This window comes from Streptomyces sp. NPDC058257 (assembly GCF_042881845.1).
GTDB lineage: Bacteria > Actinomycetota > Actinomycetes > Streptomycetales > Streptomycetaceae > Streptomyces.
In genome coordinates, this window is the sequence record NZ_JBHVXJ010000008.1 from 232021 (window position 1) to 249064 (window position 17044).

General features: G+C 70.9%; 17 protein-coding genes. 15 read left to right on the forward strand and 2 right to left on the reverse strand.

The window, feature by feature from the left end:
* Positions 1 to 40 precede the first annotated feature (40 nt).
* Genes ACFVXC_RS21200 through ACFVXC_RS21210 form a run of 3 tightly spaced genes read left to right on the forward strand, consistent with a single transcriptional unit; the run spans position 41 to position 2322 of the window.
* On the forward strand, positions 41 to 1138 hold the full coding sequence (locus ACFVXC_RS21200; RefSeq protein ID WP_389907263.1) for a nitronate monooxygenase: 1098 nt from the start codon (positions 41 to 43) through the stop codon (positions 1136 to 1138).
* A complete protein-coding gene (locus ACFVXC_RS21205) occupies positions 1135 to 1902 on the forward strand; it encodes a 16S rRNA (uracil(1498)-N(3))-methyltransferase (protein ID WP_389907265.1) in 768 nt (255 codons plus the stop codon). The genes ACFVXC_RS21200 and ACFVXC_RS21205 overlap by 4 nt, the downstream gene beginning before the upstream one ends.
* A 27-nt stretch (positions 1903 to 1929) precedes the next feature.
* Complete coding sequence (locus tag ACFVXC_RS21210) at positions 1930 to 2322, forward strand: VOC family protein (protein WP_389907267.1); 393 nt, start codon at positions 1930 to 1932, stop codon at positions 2320 to 2322.
* Here the strand turns inward: ACFVXC_RS21210 and ACFVXC_RS21215 are convergent.
* Positions 2264 to 2707, reverse strand: coding sequence for a hypothetical protein (locus tag ACFVXC_RS21215; protein WP_389907269.1), 444 nt, complete (start codon positions 2705 to 2707; stop codon positions 2264 to 2266). The two genes, ACFVXC_RS21210 and ACFVXC_RS21215, sit on opposite strands and share 59 nt — an antisense overlap.
* 215 nt (positions 2708 to 2922) lie before the next feature.
* On the opposite strand from ACFVXC_RS21215, the gene ACFVXC_RS21220 reads away from it, so the two are divergent.
* The 10 genes from ACFVXC_RS21220 to ACFVXC_RS21265 all read left to right on the forward strand — a co-directional run bounded on the left by ACFVXC_RS21220 (position 2923) and on the right by ACFVXC_RS21265 (position 14068).
* Positions 2923 to 3534: a hypothetical protein gene (locus ACFVXC_RS21220; RefSeq protein ID WP_389907271.1), complete on the forward strand. Its 612-nt coding sequence runs from the start codon at positions 2923 to 2925 to the stop codon at positions 3532 to 3534.
* Positions 3535 to 3630: 96 nt separating this feature from the next.
* Positions 3631 to 6882: a S41 family peptidase gene (locus ACFVXC_RS21225; protein ID WP_389907473.1), complete on the forward strand. Its 3252-nt coding sequence runs from the start codon at positions 3631 to 3633 to the stop codon at positions 6880 to 6882.
* Positions 6883 to 7184: 302 nt separating this feature from the next.
* Positions 7185 to 7538, forward strand: a complete 354-nt coding sequence (locus ACFVXC_RS21230; RefSeq protein ID WP_389907273.1) for a histidine triad nucleotide-binding protein — start codon at positions 7185 to 7187, stop codon at positions 7536 to 7538.
* A 6-nt stretch (positions 7539 to 7544) separates the two neighbouring features.
* A complete protein-coding gene (locus ACFVXC_RS21235; protein WP_389907275.1) occupies positions 7545 to 8453 on the forward strand; it encodes a ribonuclease Z in 909 nt (302 codons plus the stop codon).
* A gap of 13 nt (positions 8454 to 8466) precedes the next feature.
* Positions 8467 to 9468, forward strand: coding sequence for an adenosine deaminase (locus ACFVXC_RS21240; protein ID WP_389907277.1), 1002 nt, complete (start codon positions 8467 to 8469; stop codon positions 9466 to 9468).
* Between the two features lie 75 nt (positions 9469 to 9543).
* The gene (locus tag ACFVXC_RS21245) at positions 9544 to 10647 is read left to right on the forward strand and encodes a carbohydrate kinase family protein (RefSeq protein WP_389907279.1); all 1104 of its coding nucleotides are present in this window, start codon (positions 9544 to 9546) and stop codon (positions 10645 to 10647) included.
* Between the two features lie 216 nt (positions 10648 to 10863).
* Positions 10864 to 11898 (forward strand): PhoH family protein, encoded by a 1035-nt coding sequence (locus ACFVXC_RS21250; protein ID WP_389907281.1) that lies wholly within the window; start codon positions 10864 to 10866, stop codon positions 11896 to 11898.
* Positions 11899 to 11911: 13 nt separating this feature from the next.
* On the forward strand, positions 11912 to 12409 hold the full coding sequence (gene ybeY / locus ACFVXC_RS21255) for an rRNA maturation RNase YbeY (protein WP_389907283.1): 498 nt from the start codon (positions 11912 to 11914) through the stop codon (positions 12407 to 12409).
* A 4-nt stretch (positions 12410 to 12413) separates the two neighbouring features.
* Positions 12414 to 13715, forward strand: coding sequence for a hemolysin family protein (locus ACFVXC_RS21260; RefSeq protein ID WP_389907285.1), 1302 nt, complete (start codon positions 12414 to 12416; stop codon positions 13713 to 13715).
* Positions 13712 to 14068, forward strand: coding sequence for an MmcQ/YjbR family DNA-binding protein (locus ACFVXC_RS21265; RefSeq protein WP_389907287.1), 357 nt, complete (start codon positions 13712 to 13714; stop codon positions 14066 to 14068). The genes ACFVXC_RS21260 and ACFVXC_RS21265 overlap by 4 nt, the downstream gene beginning before the upstream one ends.
* 24 nt (positions 14069 to 14092) lie before the next feature.
* Here the strand turns inward: ACFVXC_RS21265 and ACFVXC_RS21270 are convergent, their stop codons facing one another.
* The gene (locus tag ACFVXC_RS21270; RefSeq protein WP_389907289.1) at positions 14093 to 15544 is read right to left on the reverse strand and encodes an MFS transporter; all 1452 of its coding nucleotides are present in this window, start codon (positions 15542 to 15544) and stop codon (positions 14093 to 14095) included.
* 84 nt (positions 15545 to 15628) lie between these two features.
* Between ACFVXC_RS21270 and ACFVXC_RS21275 the strand changes: the two genes are divergently transcribed.
* Both ACFVXC_RS21275 and ACFVXC_RS21280 read left to right on the forward strand, forming a co-directional pair.
* Positions 15629 to 16537, forward strand: coding sequence for a helix-turn-helix transcriptional regulator (locus ACFVXC_RS21275; protein ID WP_389907291.1), 909 nt, complete (start codon positions 15629 to 15631; stop codon positions 16535 to 16537).
* A 26-nt stretch (positions 16538 to 16563) separates the two neighbouring features.
* Positions 16564 to 16917 carry a cytidine deaminase gene (locus ACFVXC_RS21280; RefSeq protein ID WP_389907293.1) on the forward strand — a complete coding sequence of 118 codons (354 nt, stop codon included), beginning with the start codon at positions 16564 to 16566 and terminating at the stop codon, positions 16915 to 16917.
* Positions 16918 to 17044 lie beyond the last annotated feature (127 nt).

Here is a 17044-nt window from a genome sequence, read left to right on the forward strand (position 1 = left end):
GCGATTCGGACGGTTGCCCGGGGCATGGCACGATGCGTTCATGTCCTCCGCACTGACCGATCTCTGCCGCCTTCCGATCGTGCAGGCCCCTATGGCGGGCGGCGCCTCGTGCCCCCAGCTCGCCGCGGCCGTTTCCGAGGCCGGGGGGCTCGGTTATCTCGCCGCCGGGTACAAAACCGCCGACGGGATGTACCAGGAGATCAAACAGTTGCGCGGGCTCACGAGCAGGCCCTTCGGCGTGAATCTCTTCATGCCGCAGCCCGAGTACGCCGATGCCGCCGCCGTCGACGTCTACCGCAACCAGCTCGCCGGTGAGGCCACCTGGTACGAGACGCAGCTCGGCGATCCGGACAGCGGCCGTGACGACGGCTACGACGCCAAGCTCGCGATCCTCATCGAGGACCCGGTGCCGCTGGTGTCGTTCACCTTCGGGTGCCCCACCCGCGACGTCTTCGACTCCTTCGCGCGGGTCGGCACGATCACCGTCGCCACCGTCACCACGCCCGAAGAGGCACAGACCGCCCAGTGGTCCGGCGCCGACGCCGTGTGCGTGCAGGGCATCGAGGCGGGCGGCCACCAGGGCACGCACCGCGACAACCCCGAGACGGACGGCGCCGGGCTCGGCCTCCTCTCGCTCATCGCGCAGGTGCGCGACACCGTGCAGATCCCGATCGTCGCGGCCGGTGGCCTGATGCGAGGCTCGCAGATCGCCGCGGTGCTCGCGGCGGGCGCCGACGCGGCGCAGCTCGGCACGGCCTTCCTGGTCTGCCCCGAGTCGGGCGCGAACGTCCTGCACAAGCAGGCCATGACCAACCCGCTGTTCACCCGGACCGAACTGACCCGCGCCTTCTCCGGCCGCCCCGCGCGAGGCCTGGTCAACCGCTTCATGCGCGAGCACGGTCGGTACGCCCCCGCCGCCTACCCTCAGATCCACCACCTCACCAGCGGCCTGCGCAAGGCCGCTGCCAAGGCCGGTGACGCGCAGGGCATGGCGCTGTGGGCCGGACAGGGACACCGCATGGCGCGGGAGGTCGAGGCCGGGCAGCTCGTGGAGGTCCTCGCGGCCGAACTGGACGAGGCGAAGGCCGCGTTGGCGTCCGGAGGGCAGCAGGGAACCGAGCCCGGGGGCCAGGCGTGACCGCGCCCGTCTTCGTCGTCGAGACCTTCGAGACCTTCGAGACCTTCGAGAACACTGCCGCGGGCGGCGACGGCCGCTACGTACTCGATGGCCCCGAAGGGCGTCATGCCGTGTCGGTGAAGCGGCTGCACGCCGGTGAGGACGTCGTCCTGACCGACGGGGCGGGGCGCTGGGCCGACTGCGTGGTCGTCGACACCGAGGGCAAGGACCGGCTGATCCTGCGGATGGACCCCGTACAGGAGGAGGCGCCCCAGGAGCCCCGGATCACCGTCGTACAGGCGCTGCCCAAGGGTGATCGCGGCGAAGTCGCCGTCGAGACCATGACGGAGACCGGCGTCGACCGGATCGTGCCCTGGTCCGCGTCCCGCTGCATCACGCAGTGGAAGGGCGAGCGCGGGCTCAAGGCGCTCGGCAAGTGGCGGGCGACGGCGCGCGAGGCGGGCAAGCAGTCCCGCCGCGTGCGCTTCCCCGAGGTCGCTCAGGCCGCGTCGACCAAGCAGCTGGCGGCGTTGCTCGCCACGGCCGACTTCGCCGCGGTCCTGCACGAGGAAGGCAGCGAGCCCCTTGCCACGGCGCATCTTCCGGCAGCCGGACACATCGTCCTGGTGGTCGGCCCCGAGGGCGGCGTGTCCCCGGACGAGCTCGCGGCGTTCGCGGAAGCGGGCGCGAAGCCCTACCGCCTGGGGCGTAGCGTGTTGCGTACGTCGACCGCGGGGACGGCGGCGGCCGCACTGCTCCTTGGACGCACGGGCCGCTGGTCCTGAACCCCCGCGCCGAACAAGGGGGTTGTCGTGGAACTGGCCCAAGTGCGGCTGCTCGTAACGGACTTCAGAGCCTGCTATCGCTTCTACGCCGAGATACTCGACCTCAAGCCGCAGTCGGGGGCGGTGGAGGGACCGTACGAGAAATTCAGCCCGGCGATCGGCTCCGCGGGGATCGCGCTCCAGGACCGCTCGGTGATGGCCCGCCTCCTCGGCGAGCTGGAGGAGTCGGCGACCGGCCACCGCTCACTCGTGGTGCTGCGCGTCGACGACCTCGACGCGTACTGCGCGGGGATCGTCGAACGCGGCGGAACCATCGCCCAGGGCCCCGCGCCGCTGACGGACCGCATGCGGGTGGCCCATCTCAAGGACCCGGAGGGGAACTTGGTGGAGTTGCAGGAGTGGCTGCTGCTTCGCGGCTGAGGGCGCCGTCGAACAAGGTCCACCCGTCGAGCTCGCGCGTCGATCCGTCGGCGCCTCGCGGCAGCGGTCCGCGCGCCACCGCCTCGTCGATGAGGAGGCGGACGGCTCCGGGCTCGTAGAGGTTGAGCCACTTCCGGTCGACGCGATCCCCGCGCGTGTCCACGAGCGAGCCGTGCACCCAGTGGCCCTCGGAGATGACGCGCCCGGGTCCTTCCCTGAAGACGATCGCCGTACGGAAGCGGCTGCCCTCGCGGTACAGGGTCAGGATGTGACGGCAGTCCGCGCCGCCCAGGCCTGCGGCGCTGTCGTGGCGGTGCCGGAACGACCACAGGTAGGCGGTGCGGTCGTCGACGACAAGACGCCGTAGCCTGCGGTCGTTTCTCATGCGGGGAGAGTAGGGGCGGGGGCGGGCGCCCGGCGCGTTCTTTTCCGCGGGGGCACGCGTTCCACGGCGTCCGGAGTGGACGCAAAGGCGACTATCGTCAGGCCGCTCGTACTGGCACTCTGCCGCCTATGGGGGTATTGAGGCGCATACGGGATCGTGCGGTGGACGTACGCGGACCACGCGGACCACGCGGACCACGCGGACGGCGCCGACGGGTGCTGTACGCCGTCGGGTTCGCCGGGGCGGCGGTGATCGGGGTCGCCGCGTGCGATCCCGTCGACGGGGGCACGAACACCGCTGCCGTCGCGGTCACCACCGACGACATGGCGACGAAGGAGCTGGAGCGGCAGCATCTCGACGTGCTGTGGATCAGCTGCACCGCCCGCTACAAGGACAGGGCCACGCCGTCCAGCGGCGAGCGGGACAAGAACGCCGACATCACCGTCGACTGCCAGGGGCAGGCCAGGGACGGGAAAGGTTCCGGCGACACCAGCAGCATCACCGTCAGGGGGACGGTGTGGTCCGTCGTCGACGGACACTGCGTGCGCGGGAGCCTGACCGCCAAGGTCGAGGACAAGGTGTGGTTCCGCGTCGACGTGCTCGGCGACTGCTCCGGAGGCGACGACGGGAGCGGCAACGGCGGCAACGGCGGCAACGGAGGAGGCAACGGCGGCTGGGACGACGGCGGTGACGACAACGGCGATCAAGGCAGTGACAAGCCGGACCAGCCGGACCAGCCTCCCACGGCGACCGTCACCGTGACCGCCACGCCCGATCCGCCGGCGCGGGAGCCCGATCCGACGTGCTCGTGCTTCAAGGGCAAATGAACCAACGCCGGCTCGACCCCGTCGACCGCGTGAACAGGCAAGTGATCCAAAACGCTGACCGGCTCCGCCGCGGCTGCCTAGGCTGGCTTTGTGACACTGACTGGGCACTCTGCGTATCTCCGGTTTCCACATCTGCGCGGCGAGTTGGTCGCCTTCACGGCTGAGGACGACGTCTGGGTCGCGCCCCTCGACGGCGGTCGGGCGTGGCGCGTCAGCGCCGACAACATGCCCGTGAATCACCCCCGCATCTCCCCGGACGGGACGACCGTCGCCTGGACGTCCACCCGTGACGGCGCCCCCGAGGTGCATGTCGCGCCGGTCGACGGCGGTTCCTCAAGGCGCCTCACGTACTGGGGGAGTTCGCGTACGTCGGTGCGGGGCTGGACCCCGGACGGACAGGTCCTCGCGGTCAGCACGTACGGCAAGGCCTCGCTGCGCCGCAGCTGGGCGCGGGCCGTGCCGCTGGACGGCGGTCCCGCGGACACCCTGCCGTACGGCATCGTGGGCGATGTCGCGCACGGTCCGGAGGACGGCCAGGCCCTGCTGCTCTCCGCGCCGATGGGGCGCGAGGCGGCCTGGTGGAAGCGGTACCGGGGCGGTACGGCGGGCAAGCTCTGGATCCGGCGCGAGGCGTCGGGCGCCGACGGAGAGGGCGGAGAGGGCAGCGAGGGCTCAGAGGCCCGCTTCGTGCGCGTCCATGAAGAGCTCGACGGGAACATCGAGTACCCACTGTGGGTCGGGGATCGGATCGCCTTCCTCTCCGACCACGAAGGCGTCGGCGCCGTCTACTCCTCGCTGCCCGACGGCTCCGACCTGCGTCGGCACACCGCTATCGACGGCTTCTACGCCCGGCACGCCGCGACCGACGGCACGCGTGTCGTGTACGTGTCGGCGGGTGAGCTCTGGCTCCTCGACGACCTGGCGGACGCCGAGCCGCGCCGCGTCGACATCCGCCTCGGCGGCCAGCGCACCGACCTCCAGCCGTTCCCCGTGAGCGCGGCGCGCTGGTTCGGTGCCGCGGCCCCCGACCACACGGGGCGGGGCAGCGCCGTCTCCGTGCGCGGCGGCGTGCACTGGGTGACCCACCGGGAGGGGCCCGCCCGCGCGCTCGCCGTCGAGCACGGGGTGCGTGCGCGGCTGCCGCGCACGTTCCGTGTCGACGGCGAGGAACACGTCGTCTGGGTGACGGACGCGGAGGGCGACGACGCGCTCCAGTTCGCGCCCGCCACGGGGCTCTCGCCGGGGGCGACGCCGCGCAGGATCGCCGCCGGACAGCTGGGCAGGGTGCTCGGGCTCGCCATGGCGCCCGACGGCAGCAGGGCCGCCGTCGCCTCGCACGACGGTCGGGTGCTGCTCGTGGAGCGGGAGAGCGGGGAGGTGCGCGAGGTCGATCGCGGGGAGCACGGTGATGCCACCGGGCTCGTCTTCTCGCCGGACTCGGCCTGGCTCGCGTGGTCGCATCCGGGGCCGCGCCCGCTGCGGCAGCTGAAGCTGGCGAACACGGCCGATCTGTCCGTTTCCGAGGCGACGCCGCTGCGGTTCCGCGACTACGCGCCCGCGTTCACCCTCGACGGCAAGCACCTGGCGTTCCTGTCCGCGCGGGCCTTCGACCCCGTCTACGACGAGCACGTCTTCGACCTGGCCTTCGTCGGGGGATCGCGGCCGTATCTGATCACGTTGGCGGCGACCACGCCGTCGCCCTTCGGACCGCAGCGGCACGGGCGCCCTTTCGAGGCACCCGACAAGGACGAGACCCCGGACAGTGAGGGCTCGCCCGTCACGCGCATCGACCTGGACGGGCTCGCGGACCGCATCGTGCCGTTCCCGGTAGAGGCTGCCCGTTACTCGACCCTGCGGGCCGCCAAGGACGGCGTCCTGTGGCTGCGGCACCCCGTGCGGGGCGTCCTTGGCGCCTCCCGCGCGACCCCGTCGGACCCCGACCCGCAGACCGAGCTGGAACGCTACGACCTCGTTCAGCAGCGCATCGAGGAACTGTCGTCGGACGCCGACCACTTCGCCGTCAGCGGTGACGGCAAGCGGGTGCTCCTTTGGGCCGACGGGAAGCTGAAGGTCGTGCCGAGCGACCGGCGTGCGTCCGGTGACGAGAGCTCCGACTCCAACATCACCGTGGACCTCACGCGGGTCAGGCAGACGGTCGACCCGGCTGCGGAGTGGCGCCAGATGTACGACGAGGCCGGGCGGTTGATGCGGGACAACTTCTGGCGGCCCGACCTGGGCGGGGTCGACTGGGACGGCGTACTCGACCGCTACCGTCCGGTGCTCGGCCGGTTGGCCACGCACGACGACCTCGTGGACCTGCTGTGGGAAGTCGCCGGGGAGCTGGGGACATCGCACGCGTACGTGATCGGGGGCGGGGCCTGGGGAAGTCCGTCCGTACGGCAGGGGCTGCTCGGCGCGGACATCTCGCGGGGCGCGGACGGGGCGTGGCGGATCGACCGGGTCCTGCCCTCCGAGACGTCGGACCCGTCCGCCCGCTCGCCCCTCGCCGCGCCCGGGGTCGCCGTGCGGGCCGGGGACGCGTTGCTGGCGGTCGCGGGGCGGCCGGTCGATCCGGTGACGGGGCCGGGGCCGCTGTTGGTGGGTACGGCGGGCAAGCCGGTGGAGTTGACGGTGTCGCCCGCCGGCGGCGGCGATCCGCGCCACGCGGTGGTGATCCCCGTGGACGACGAGGAGCCGTTGCGCTACCACGCCTGGGTGGTGGACCGGCGTGCGTACGTCCACGAACGGTCCGGCGGACGGCTCGGGTATCTGCACGTGCCGGACATGCAGGCGCCCGGTTGGGCGCAGATCCACCGGGACCTGCGGGTGGAGGTGGCGCGGGACGGGCTCGTGGTGGACGTGCGCGAGAACCGTGGCGGGCACACGTCGCAGCTGGTGGTGGAGAAACTCGCCCGGAAGATCGTGGGCTGGGACCTGCCGAGGGGCTCGCAGCCCTTCAGCTACCCGGCGGACGCGCCCCGGGGTCCTGTCGTCGCTGTCGCCAACGAGTTCTCCGGTTCCGACGGGGACATCGTGAACGCGGCGATCAAGGCCCTTGGGATCGGGCCCGTGGTGGGGACGCGGACGTGGGGCGGGGTGATCGGGATCGACAGCCGGTACCGCCTGGTGGACGGGACGCTGGTGACGCAGCCGAAGTACGCGTTCTGGCTTGAGGGGTACGGGTGGGGCGTCGAGAACTACGGCGTGGACCCGGACGTGGAGGTGGTGACGACCCCGGAGGACTACACGGCGGGCCGCGACCCCCAACTGGACGAGGCGATCCGCCTGGCGCTCGCCGCGCTGGAGGAGACCCCGGCGAAGGTGGCTCCGGAGCTGCCGGGGAGCTGAGGGTTCTCGCCGGGGGCGGTGTTGGCGGTGTTACTCCGTCTCGGGGGCGGTGTCGCTCCGTCTCGGGGGCGGGGCCGCGCCGGTATGTCCGTCCTCGCCCCGTCCTCCCCGACTGCTGTACGCGTTCTCCGCCTCCAGCCGCACCGACCCGCTCTTCGGCAACGCGGGGTGATGGAGCGGGCGGGTGGGAGAGGTCTGTTCGGGGAGGGGGTGCCAGGGGCCGAGGGGAGGGGCCGGGCGTGGGCGGCGGCCCGGATAGCATGCGGGGGGCATAGTGAATCAGTGAGAAGCGGAGGCGCAGCATGGCGGGAGAACCGCAGGCGGACTGCCTGTTCTGCAAGATCGTCGCAGGTGACGTACCCGCGACCCTCGTGAGGGAGACGGACACGACCGTCGCCTTCCGCGACATCAACCCGCAGGCCCCCACCCACGTACTGGTCATCCCCAAGGCCCACTACCCGGACGCCGCCACCCTCGCCGCCGCCGAACCCGCCATCGCGGCCGACGTCCTGCGTGAGGCCGGCGAGGTCGCCGCCGAGGAGAAGGCGGAGAGTTACCGCATCGTCTTCAACACCGGCGCAGGCGCGGGCCAGACCGTCTTCCACGCGCACGCCCACGTCCTCGGCGGACGCGGACTGCAGTGGCCCCCGGGATAACTCACCTTGTCCGTACGTGAACTGGTGGTCCTCGGCACCGCCAGCCAGGTTCCCACCCGGCACCGCAACCACAACGGGTACGTCCTGCTCTGGGACGGCCAGGGCATCCTCTTCGACCCCGGCGAGGGCACGCAGCGGCAGATGCTGCGTGCCGGGGTCGCCGCGCACGACCTGCACCGGATCTGCGTCACGCACTTCCACGGCGACCACTCGCTGGGGCTGCCCGGCGTCATCCAGCGGATCAACCTGGACCGGGTCCCGCACGACGTGACCGTGCACTTCCCGCGCTCCGGTCAGCACTTCTTCGATCGGCTGCGGTACTCCACCGCCTATCGCGAGACCGTCCAGCTCGTCGTCGAACCGGTCGCGGACGACGGGCGGTTGGCCCGCATCCCCTCCTACACCCTCGACGCCGTCAAGCTCTCGCACCCCGTCGAGTCCTTCGGCTACCGCGTCACCGAGCCCGACGGGCGGCGGATGCTCCCGGAGCTGCTCGCCGAGCGCGGCATCGCGGGACCCGACGTGGGCCGCCTCCAGCGCGACGGCGTGCTGCGGGGCGTCACGCTCGACGAGGTGAGCGTGGTCCGGCGCGGACAGCGGTTCGCCTTCGTGATGGACACCCGGCTCTGCGACGGCGTCCACGCCCTCGCCGACGGCTGCGACATGCTCGTCATCGAGTCGACCTTCCTGGACGAGGACGAGCAACTCGCACTCGATCACGGGCACTTGACCGTCGGGCAGGCCGCCAGGGTCGCGGTGGACTCCGGTGTGCGGCATCTCGTACTGACCCACTTCAGCCAGCGCTACCCCGACCCCGGCGTTTTCGAGCAGCAGGCCCGGGATGCGGGATTCGACGGTGAACTCACCGTCGCACAAGACCTGTTGCGTGTACCTCTGCCCAAACGAACCATCTGAGTGAGCCGCCGTCATGCCCCTTCCCAAAGCCGAACTCCACCTCCACATCGAGGGGACGCTCGAACCCGAGCTGGCCTTCGCCCTCGCCGCCCGCAACGGCGTCACCCTGCCGTACGCGGACACCGAAGAGCTGCGCAAGGCCTACCTCTTCGACGATCTGCAGTCCTTCCTTGACCTGTACTACGGGCTGATGGCAGTTCTGCTCACCGAGGCGGACTTCGAAGAGCTCGCCGACGCCTATCTGGCCCGCGCCGCTCAGCAGGGCGTGCGGCACGCCGAGATCTTCTTCGACCCGCAGGCGCACATGGCGCGCGGCGTCGGCATCGGCACCGTGATGGAGGGCCTCGGGCGCGCCCTTGAGCGCAGCGAGGAGCGCCACGGGATCTCCACCCGGCTCATCATGTGCTTCCTGCGCGACCAGTCCGCCGAATCGGCACTGGAGACCCTGGAGGCCGCGAAGCCGCACCTGGACCGGATCGTGGGCGTCGGCCTCGACTCCGCCGAGGTCGGGCACCCGCCCGCCAAGTTCCGCGAGGTGTACGAGGCCGCCGCCGTGCTCGGCCTGCGCCGGGTCGCCCACGCGGGCGAGGAAGGTCCGCCCGCGTACATCACGGAGGCCCTGGACGTCCTGGGCGTCGAGCGCATCGACCACGGGCTGCGCTGCATGGAGGACCCGGAGCTTGTGGAGCGCCTCGTGCGTGAGCGGATTCCGCTCACGCTCTGCCCGCTGTCCAATGTCCGGCTGCGCGCCATCGACGTACTCGAAGAGCATCCGCTGGCGCGGATGATGGACGCCGGGCTGCTGTGCACGGTCAACTCCGACGACCCGGCGTACTTCGGCGGCTATGTCGACGACACCTTCCACGCCGTACGGGAAGCCCTCGCGCTCGACCAGGAGCGGCTGCGCGAACTCGCCCGCAACTCCTTCGAGGCCTCCTTCCTCGACGGGAGCGCGGAGGATGAGGCGCTGCGTGCCCGGTACCTCGCCGAGGTCGATGCTTATTCGTTCGACTGAGCGTGCGGGGCGGAGTTGCGGCCCGCCCAGGGGCTGAAACCTGCCTGTCCGGCGTCCGTCCGTTACGGTCCCTGCATGGTCGTACCCTTCAAACCCAGCATCGACCCGCTCAAGGCAAGCCGCAGAGCAGGCGATCCGCCCTGTGACGTCTTCCTCACCGGGACGGTCTTCCTCGACATCATCTTCACCGGCCTCGACTCGGCGCCCGTACGCGGCACCGAGTCCTGGGCGCGCGGGATGGGGTCGAGCCCCGGCGGCGTCGCCAACATGGCGACCGCGCTCGCGCGGCTCGGCCTGCGCACCTCGCTCGCGGCGGCCTTCGGGGACGACCACTACGGCGAGTACTGCTGGGACGCGCTCGAACAGGGCGAGGACATCGACCTCCAGACGTCGCGCACCGTGCCCGGCTGGCACTCCCCGGTGACCGTCTCCATGGCGTACGAGGGCGAGCGGACCATGGTCAGCCACGGCCACGAGCCGCCGCCCGACATCGATTCCCCGGACGGCGGCGCCCCGGAGTGCCCGCCACGCGCGCGTGCCGCCGTCGCCTCCCTGACGCCCGGCACGCGCGCGCCGTGGATCGCCGAGGCCGCGCGCACGGGCACGCGGATCTTCGCCGACGTCGGATGGGACGACACGGGGCGCTGGGATCTGGCGGGGCTCGCGGACCTTGAGCACTGCGAGGCGTTCCTGCCGAACGCGGAGGAGGCCATGCGGTACACACGGACCCAGTGCCCCCGCGCCGCCGCGCGGGCGCTGACCGAGTACGTACCGCTCGCGGTGGTGACGCTGGGCGCGGAAGGGGCGTACGCGGTGGACGGCAGGACCGGCGAGACCGCCGAGGTTCCGGCCATCGCGGTGGAGGCGCTCGATCCCACGGGGGCCGGTGATGTCTTCGTGGCGGGCTTCGTGACCGGCACCCTCGCCGACTGGCCCCTCGCGGACCGGATCGCCTTCGCGGGGCTCACGGCGGCGCTCTCGGTGCAGGAGTTCGGGGGGTCCCTGTCGGCGCCGGGCTGGGCGGAGGTCGCCACGTGGTGGCGGACCGTGCGCGAGGTCGACGACCAGGACCCGGTGGCGCTGCGGCGGTACGGGTTCCTGGAGGGCCTGCTTCCGGAGGCCACGCGTCCATGGCCGCTGCGGCGGGCTGTGCCCACGATCGGGTTCAGGTCGGCGTAACAAGTCGTACAGCTGTGCGTCACCGGAGTGGAAAAGCCCTACGGCGGTGACAGTGGGGCGTCGTACCCTTGGCAGTGCAGAGGGCTACCAGGCGTTGTGGTACCCAAAGGCACCGCGACCACTGATCGAGTAACCACCACGGCGGGCGAGCAGGTCCCGCGAGAGCGGCGCCGGTTTAGGCGCAGAGGAGGGTTGAGCAGGCCATAGTGCCGGCCCATGACTCAGACACCCACAGCTCGTACCCCTGCCCAGGGCCAATCGCGAGCACACTTCACCGTCCCGGCGAACCACCCGATGGTGACGGTGCTCGGTTCCGGAGACGCCCTGTTGCGCGTGATCGAGAAAGCCTTCCCGGCGGCCGACATCCATGTCCGGGGCAATGAGATCAGCGCTGTCGGTGACGCCGATGAAGTCACCCTCATCCAGCGTTTGTTCGACGAGATGATGCTGGTGCTCCGCACCGGTCAGCCGATGACGGAGGACGCAGTGGAACGCTCGATCGCCATGCTCAGGGCGGACGAGGCGGGAGAGGGCGACGGTCCGGAGACCCCGGCCGAGGTCCTCACGCAGAACATCCTCTCGTCCCGCGGCCGCACGATCCGCCCCAAGACGCTCAACCAGAAGCGCTACGTCGACGCCATCGACAAGAACACCATCGTGTTCGGCATCGGCCCCGCCGGTACGGGCAAGACGTACCTCGCCATGGCCAAGGCCGTGCAGGCGCTCCAGGCCAAGCAGGTCAACCGCATCATCCTGACCCGCCCCGCCGTCGAGGCCGGCGAGCGGCTCGGCTTCCTGCCGGGCACGCTCTACGAGAAGATCGACCCGTATCTGCGGCCGTTGTACGACGCGCTGCACGACATGCTCGACCCGGACTCCATTCCGCGGTTGATGGCAGCGGGAACCATCGAGGTCGCCCCGCTGGCCTATATGCGGGGTCGCACGCTTAATGACGCCTTCATCATCCTGGACGAGGCGCAGAACACCAGCGTCGAGCAGATGAAGATGTTCCTCACCCGCCTCGGCTTCGAGTCGAAGATCGTGATCACGGGCGATGTCACCCAGGTCGACCTGCCGAACGGCACCAAGTCGGGTCTGCGGCAGGTCCAGGACATCCTGGAGGGCATCGACGACGTGCACTTCTCGCGGCTCACGTCGCACGATGTCGTACGGCACAAGCTGGTCGGCCGTATCGTCGACGCGTACGAGAAGTACGACGACAGTCAGCAGAACAAGAAAAACGGGAAGTAGCGGAAGCCGCACCATGTCGATCGACGTCAACAACGAATCCGGAACCGAGGTCGACGAGCAGGCGATCCTCGACATCGCCCGCCACGCCCTCGCGCGGATGCGCATCCACCCGCTCTCCGAGCTCTCGGTGATCGTCGTGGACACCGACGCCATGGAGCAGCTCCACATCCAGTGGATGGACCTGCCGGGACCGACCGATGTCATGTCGTTCCCGATGGACGAGCTGCGCCCGCCCGCCAAGGACGAGGAGGAGGCCCCGCAGGGCCTCCTCGGCGACATCGTGCTCTGCCCCGAGGTCGCCCTCAGGCAGGGCAAGGAAGCGCCCACCGAGCACTCCATGGACGAGGAGCTCCAGCTGCTCACCGTCCACGGGGTCCTTCACCTGCTCGGGTACGACCATGAGGAGCCGGACGAGAAGGCCGAGATGTTCGGCCTCCAGGCGGCCATCGTCGACGGCTGGCGCGCTGAGAACGGCCTGACCGGGCCGTCTCCGGCGCCCACCGTCTCGTAACCCCATGAGCTTCCAGCTGATCGCGGGCGCCGTCGCCCTTGTCGTCGTCGCCTGGCTCGCGGCCTGTGCCGAGGCGGGCATCGCCCGTACCTCCAGCTTCCGGGCTGAGGAGTCGGTCCGCTCCGGGCGGCGCGGCAGCGCGAAACTCGCGCAGGTCGCCGCCGACCCCACCCGCTATCTGAACGTGGCGCTGCTCGTGCGCGTCGCGTGCGAGATGGCGGCGGCGTCCCTGGTGACGTACGCCTGCCTGAAGGAGTTCGACGAGACCTGGCAGGCGCTCGCCGTCGCCATCGCGGTGATGGTCCTCGTGTCGTACGTGGCCGTGGGCGTCTCGCCGCGCACCATCGGGCGCCAGCACCCGCTCAACACGGCCACGGCCGCCGCGTACGTCCTGCTGCCGCTGGCCCGCGTGATGGGCCCCATCCCGCCGCTCCTGATCCTCATCGGCAACGCGCTCACGCCCGGCAAGGGCTTCAGGCGCGGCCCGTTCGCCTCCGAGGCCGAGCTGCGCGCGATGGTCGACCTCGCCGAGAAGGAATCCCTCATCGAGGACGACGAGCGCCGCATGGTGCACTCCGTCTTCGAGCTCGGCGACACCCTCGTACGCGAAGTCATGGTGCCCCGGACGGACTTGGTCGCCATCGAGCGCTTCAAGACCATCCGTCAGGCGCTCACCCTCGCCCTGCGCTCCGGCTTCTCCCGCATCCCCGTGACCGGGGAGAGCGAGGACGACATCGTGGGCATGGTCTATCTCAAGGACCTGGCCCGCAAGACGCACATCAACCGCGACAGCGAGTCGGAACTGGTGTCGACGGCGATGCGCCCGGCGACCTTCGTGCCCGACACGAAGAACGCGGGTGACCTGCTGCGCGAGATGCAGCAGGAGCGCAATCACGTCGCCGTCGTCATCGACGAGTACGGCGGCACGGCCGGCATCGTCACCATCGAGGACATCCTCGAAGAGATCGTCGGCGAGATCACCGACGAGTACGACCGTGAACTGCCGCCGGTCGAGGAGCTCGACGACGGCTGCTACCGCGTCACCGCGCGCCTGGACATCGGTGACCTCGGCGAGCTCTTCGGGCTCGACGAGTTCGACGACGAGGACGTGGAGACCGTGGGCGGCCTGCTCGCCAAGGCGCTCGGCAGGGTGCCGATCGCCGACGCGTCGGCCCTAGTGCCGCTGCCCGACGGCCGACAGCTGCGGCTCACCGCGGAGTCCGCCGCGGGGCGCCGGAACAAGATCGTCACGGTGCTCGTGGAGCCGGTCGCGCCCGCGGGCGCGGAGAAGGAGGGGGCGGCGTGAATCCGCAGGAGCTGCGCGCGTTCTGCTTGTCCTTCAACGACGTGGTCGAGGAGTTTCCGTTCGGTCCTGACGCCTCGGTGTTCAAGGTCGCGGGGAAGATGTTCGCGTTGAGCTCGCTGGACGCGACGCCGTTGACCGTGAACCTGAAGTGCGATCCCGAGATCGCGGTCCAGCTGCGGGCCGCGCACCCGGAGATCGCGCCGGGGTGGCACATGAACAAGCGCCACTGGAACACCGTGACGGTCGACGCGAAACTCCCGGACCAGCAGGTCCGGGAGCTCGTCGAGGATTCGTACGACCTGGTGGTGGCCGGGCTTCCGAAGGCGCGACGCCTGCGGCTCGACCGCCCCTAGACGTCAGGCCCTGGGCGTCAGGCCCTAGACGTCTAGGGCCTGGGCGTCGCGGCGGGTGCGCAGGCCCGTCGCGACCAGGGCCGCCGCCACGAGCACCACCGCCGCGTCGATCAGGAGTACGGTCCGCGTTCCCGCCAGGAGGTCCGTGCCCGTGGTCGCGAGCACTCCCAGGAGCGGGATGCCGATCGTGATGCCCACCTGCTGGGTCGATGTCACCAGGCCCGTGGCCAGTCCCTGCTCCTCGTCCGGGACACCCGACGTGACGGTGACGCCGTACGAGATGATCGCGCCCAGGTGGAACACGCTCGCCAGCGATACGCCCGCCGTGGCGAGCCAGACCGACCCGGTGCCGTCGTCGATGCCGAGCAGCGTGGCGATGAACAGGCCCTGGCCCAGGAGCGAGACGACGAGGGTGCGGCGCGCTCCGAAGCGGCTGATGACCTTGGGCGCGTAGATCCCGGAGACCACCGAGAGCACGCCCTGCACGCCGAAGACGAGACCCGTCCGGAAGGCGGAGAGCTTCAGGACTTCCTGAAGGTAGAGCGTGAGGACGAAGATGACCGCCGACATCATCGAGAAGGTGACGAGACCGCCCAGGTTGCCCCACGCGACCGTCCGCCGCCGCAGCATGGGGAGGGAGACCAGCGGCGACGCGGCGCGCGACTCGATGTATCCGAAGGCCGCGAGCAGCAGGATGCCGGTGATCAGCGTGACGATGACGTCCGCGCCGCCGAAGCCGCGTTCGGCGGCCGTGGAGAGCGCGTAGATCAGGGCGAGCAGGCCGCCGGTGACGGTGATGGCACCGGGGATGTCGAGGCGGGGGCGGTCCGGGGTGCGGGACTCGGGAAGCAGACCCGGCGCGAGCGGCAGCACGATCAGTACGAAGAGGGTCAGCAGGCCCATCGTGGAGCGCCAGCCGAGCGTGTCGGTCAGTACGCCGCCGAGCACCATGCCGACCGTGAAGCCGAGCGAGAGCAGCGTGCCGGATATCCCGAGCGCCCGGTCCCGCTGCGGGCCTTCGGGGAACGTGGTGGTGAGCAGGGACATGCCGGTCGGCACGATGGCCGCCGCGCCGACGCCCTGCAGCGCGCGCCCGGCGAGGAACGACGCCGGGTCCCAGGCGAAGGTCGCGAGCAGCGAGGCGAGGCCGAAGAGCGCCAGGCCGCCGATGAACAGCTTGCGCCGCCCGAACAGGTCGCCGGTGCGGCCGAAGAGCAGCAGGAAGCCACCGGAGGGGAGGGCGAACGCGGTCACCGCCCACTGCAGCGCGGACTGGCTCATGCCCAGGTCGGCGCCGAGCACGGGCAGCGCCACGTTCAGCACGGAGAAGTCGAGCGCGACCATGAACTGGGCGGCGCAGAGCACGAAGAGGACGAGCCTGTCGCGGGAGGAGAGCTTGGGGGCCTGCTCCGGCCGGGGCCGCGTCGCGGGGGCCGCGGCCGTGGGGGACGGGGGAGTGGTGGTGTCGATCGCCATGAGATGAGCTTCGGGCGGCAGGAATAGCCGTGGGGAGCCAGAACTTATGCTGGTGGTCGGAACACCAGGCAGGGGGAACTGCGCATGGCGGGGACGAACGAGGCCGTGGCGAGGGTGCCGCAGGACGCGTCCAAGGCACGGAGGCTCGGTGAACTGCGCGAGTTCCTGATGAGCCGCCGCGCCCGGATCAGCCCGGCGCAGGCGGGGCTCCCGGACGGCGGGGCGCGGCGGCGTACGCCGGGTCTGCGCCGCGAGGAGGTCGCCGTGCTCGCCGGGGTCGGCGCGTCCTGGTACCAGTGGTTGGAGCAGGGCCGCGACATCTCGGTGTCGCCGCAGGTCCTGGACTCCGTGGGGCGCGTCCTGAAGCTGTCGAGCGCCGAGCGGCGGCATCTGTATGTGCTCGCCGGGCTCAACCCGCCGGCTCCCGAGGTCGAGCAGGCGGACCGGGACATGTGCGAGGGGCTGCGGCGCCTGATCGACACGTGGATGCCGTACCCGGCGCACATCATGGACCGCTACTACAACTGCGTCCTCTACAACGACGCCGCCGGGATGGTCTTCGGGATGCGTCCCGAGATCACCCAGAACTGCCTCGTGGACTTCTTCACCGACCCCATCTACCGCTCCCGGAGCGTGAGTTGGCGGACCAACGCGGAGTCGGTCGTCGCGCAGTTCCGTGCGTCGTGCTCGGAGACGCCGGACGACGAGGGGTTCCAGGCGGTCCTCGCCGAGCTGCGGGACGTGGCGGGCGAGGAGTTCACCGAGCTGTGGGAGCGGCGGGACGTGCGGCCCGCGGGGCAGGTCCACAAGGAGCTCATCCACCCGCTGGTGGGCGCGTTGCACGTCGAGTCGACGGCGTTGCGGGTGCCGGCGCGGCCCGACCTGACGATCGTGATGCACACGCCGCTGCCGGAGGCGGATACGGCGGCGAAACTGGAGTGGCTCGCGTCGCCGGAGGGGCGGCGGGGGTCCATGTACCCGGTGGCCATGTAGCTCTCTGCGCTCCGTATGCTCGGTTTATGACCGAGAGTGCTGCGCTTGACGCTGAGGACCGGAAGATCGTTACGCTGGCTCGATCGGCGCGGGCGCGGAACGGGGTGGCCGAGGGGGCCGCTGTGCGGGACGAGACGGGGCGGACGTATGTCGCCGGGACGGTTTCGCTCGACTCCCTGAAGCTTTCCGCCCTGCGGACCGCTGTCGCCATGGCTGTCGCCTCCGGCGCCGAGTCCCTGGAAGCGGCGGCGGTCGTCTCCGGCGAGGAGTCGCTCTCCGTGGAGGATCTTGCCGCTGTGCGGGACCTCGGTGGGGCCGGGACGCCGGTTTTCCTTGCGGGGCCCGATGGGGAGGTCCGGGTGCGGGCTCAGGCGAACTGACCCTTTCCCCGACCCCGCCCCTTCCCGCAAACCGCTCGGCGCGGGGGCCCTGCGCCTTGCGCGTACCGTCATCACCGGCTTCGCCGAGTTCGTCCTCAATCGCCGGACGGGCTGGATATTCCAGCCC

What these genes read in the sequence shown, in the direction of transcription:
- ACFVXC_RS21230 (WP_389907273.1), top strand. Translation starts at nt 7,185, where the DNA reads ATGGCGGGAGAACCGCAGGCGGACTGCCTGTTCTGCAAGATCGTCGCA.
- ACFVXC_RS21245 (WP_389907279.1), top strand. Translation starts at nt 9,544, where the DNA reads ATGGTCGTACCCTTCAAACCCAGCATCGACCCGCTCAAGGCAAGCCGC.
- ACFVXC_RS21240 (WP_389907277.1), top strand. Translation starts at nt 8,467, where the DNA reads ATGCCCCTTCCCAAAGCCGAACTCCACCTCCACATCGAGGGGACGCTC.
- ybeY (WP_389907283.1), top strand. Translation starts at nt 11,912, where the DNA reads ATGTCGATCGACGTCAACAACGAATCCGGAACCGAGGTCGACGAGCAG.
- ACFVXC_RS21280 (WP_389907293.1), top strand. Translation starts at nt 16,564, where the DNA reads ATGACCGAGAGTGCTGCGCTTGACGCTGAGGACCGGAAGATCGTTACG.
- ACFVXC_RS21200 (WP_389907263.1), top strand. Translation starts at nt 41, where the DNA reads ATGTCCTCCGCACTGACCGATCTCTGCCGCCTTCCGATCGTGCAGGCC.
- ACFVXC_RS21275 (WP_389907291.1), top strand. Translation starts at nt 15,629, where the DNA reads ATGGCGGGGACGAACGAGGCCGTGGCGAGGGTGCCGCAGGACGCGTCC.
- ACFVXC_RS21260 (WP_389907285.1), top strand. Translation starts at nt 12,414, where the DNA reads ATGAGCTTCCAGCTGATCGCGGGCGCCGTCGCCCTTGTCGTCGTCGCC.
- ACFVXC_RS21270 (WP_389907289.1), bottom strand. Translation starts at nt 15,544, where the DNA reads ATGGCGATCGACACCACCACTCCCCCGTCCCCCACGGCCGCGGCCCCC.
- ACFVXC_RS21215 (WP_389907269.1), bottom strand. Translation starts at nt 2,707, where the DNA reads ATGAGAAACGACCGCAGGCTACGGCGTCTTGTCGTCGACGACCGCACC.
- ACFVXC_RS21250 (WP_389907281.1), top strand. Translation starts at nt 10,864, where the DNA reads ATGACTCAGACACCCACAGCTCGTACCCCTGCCCAGGGCCAATCGCGA.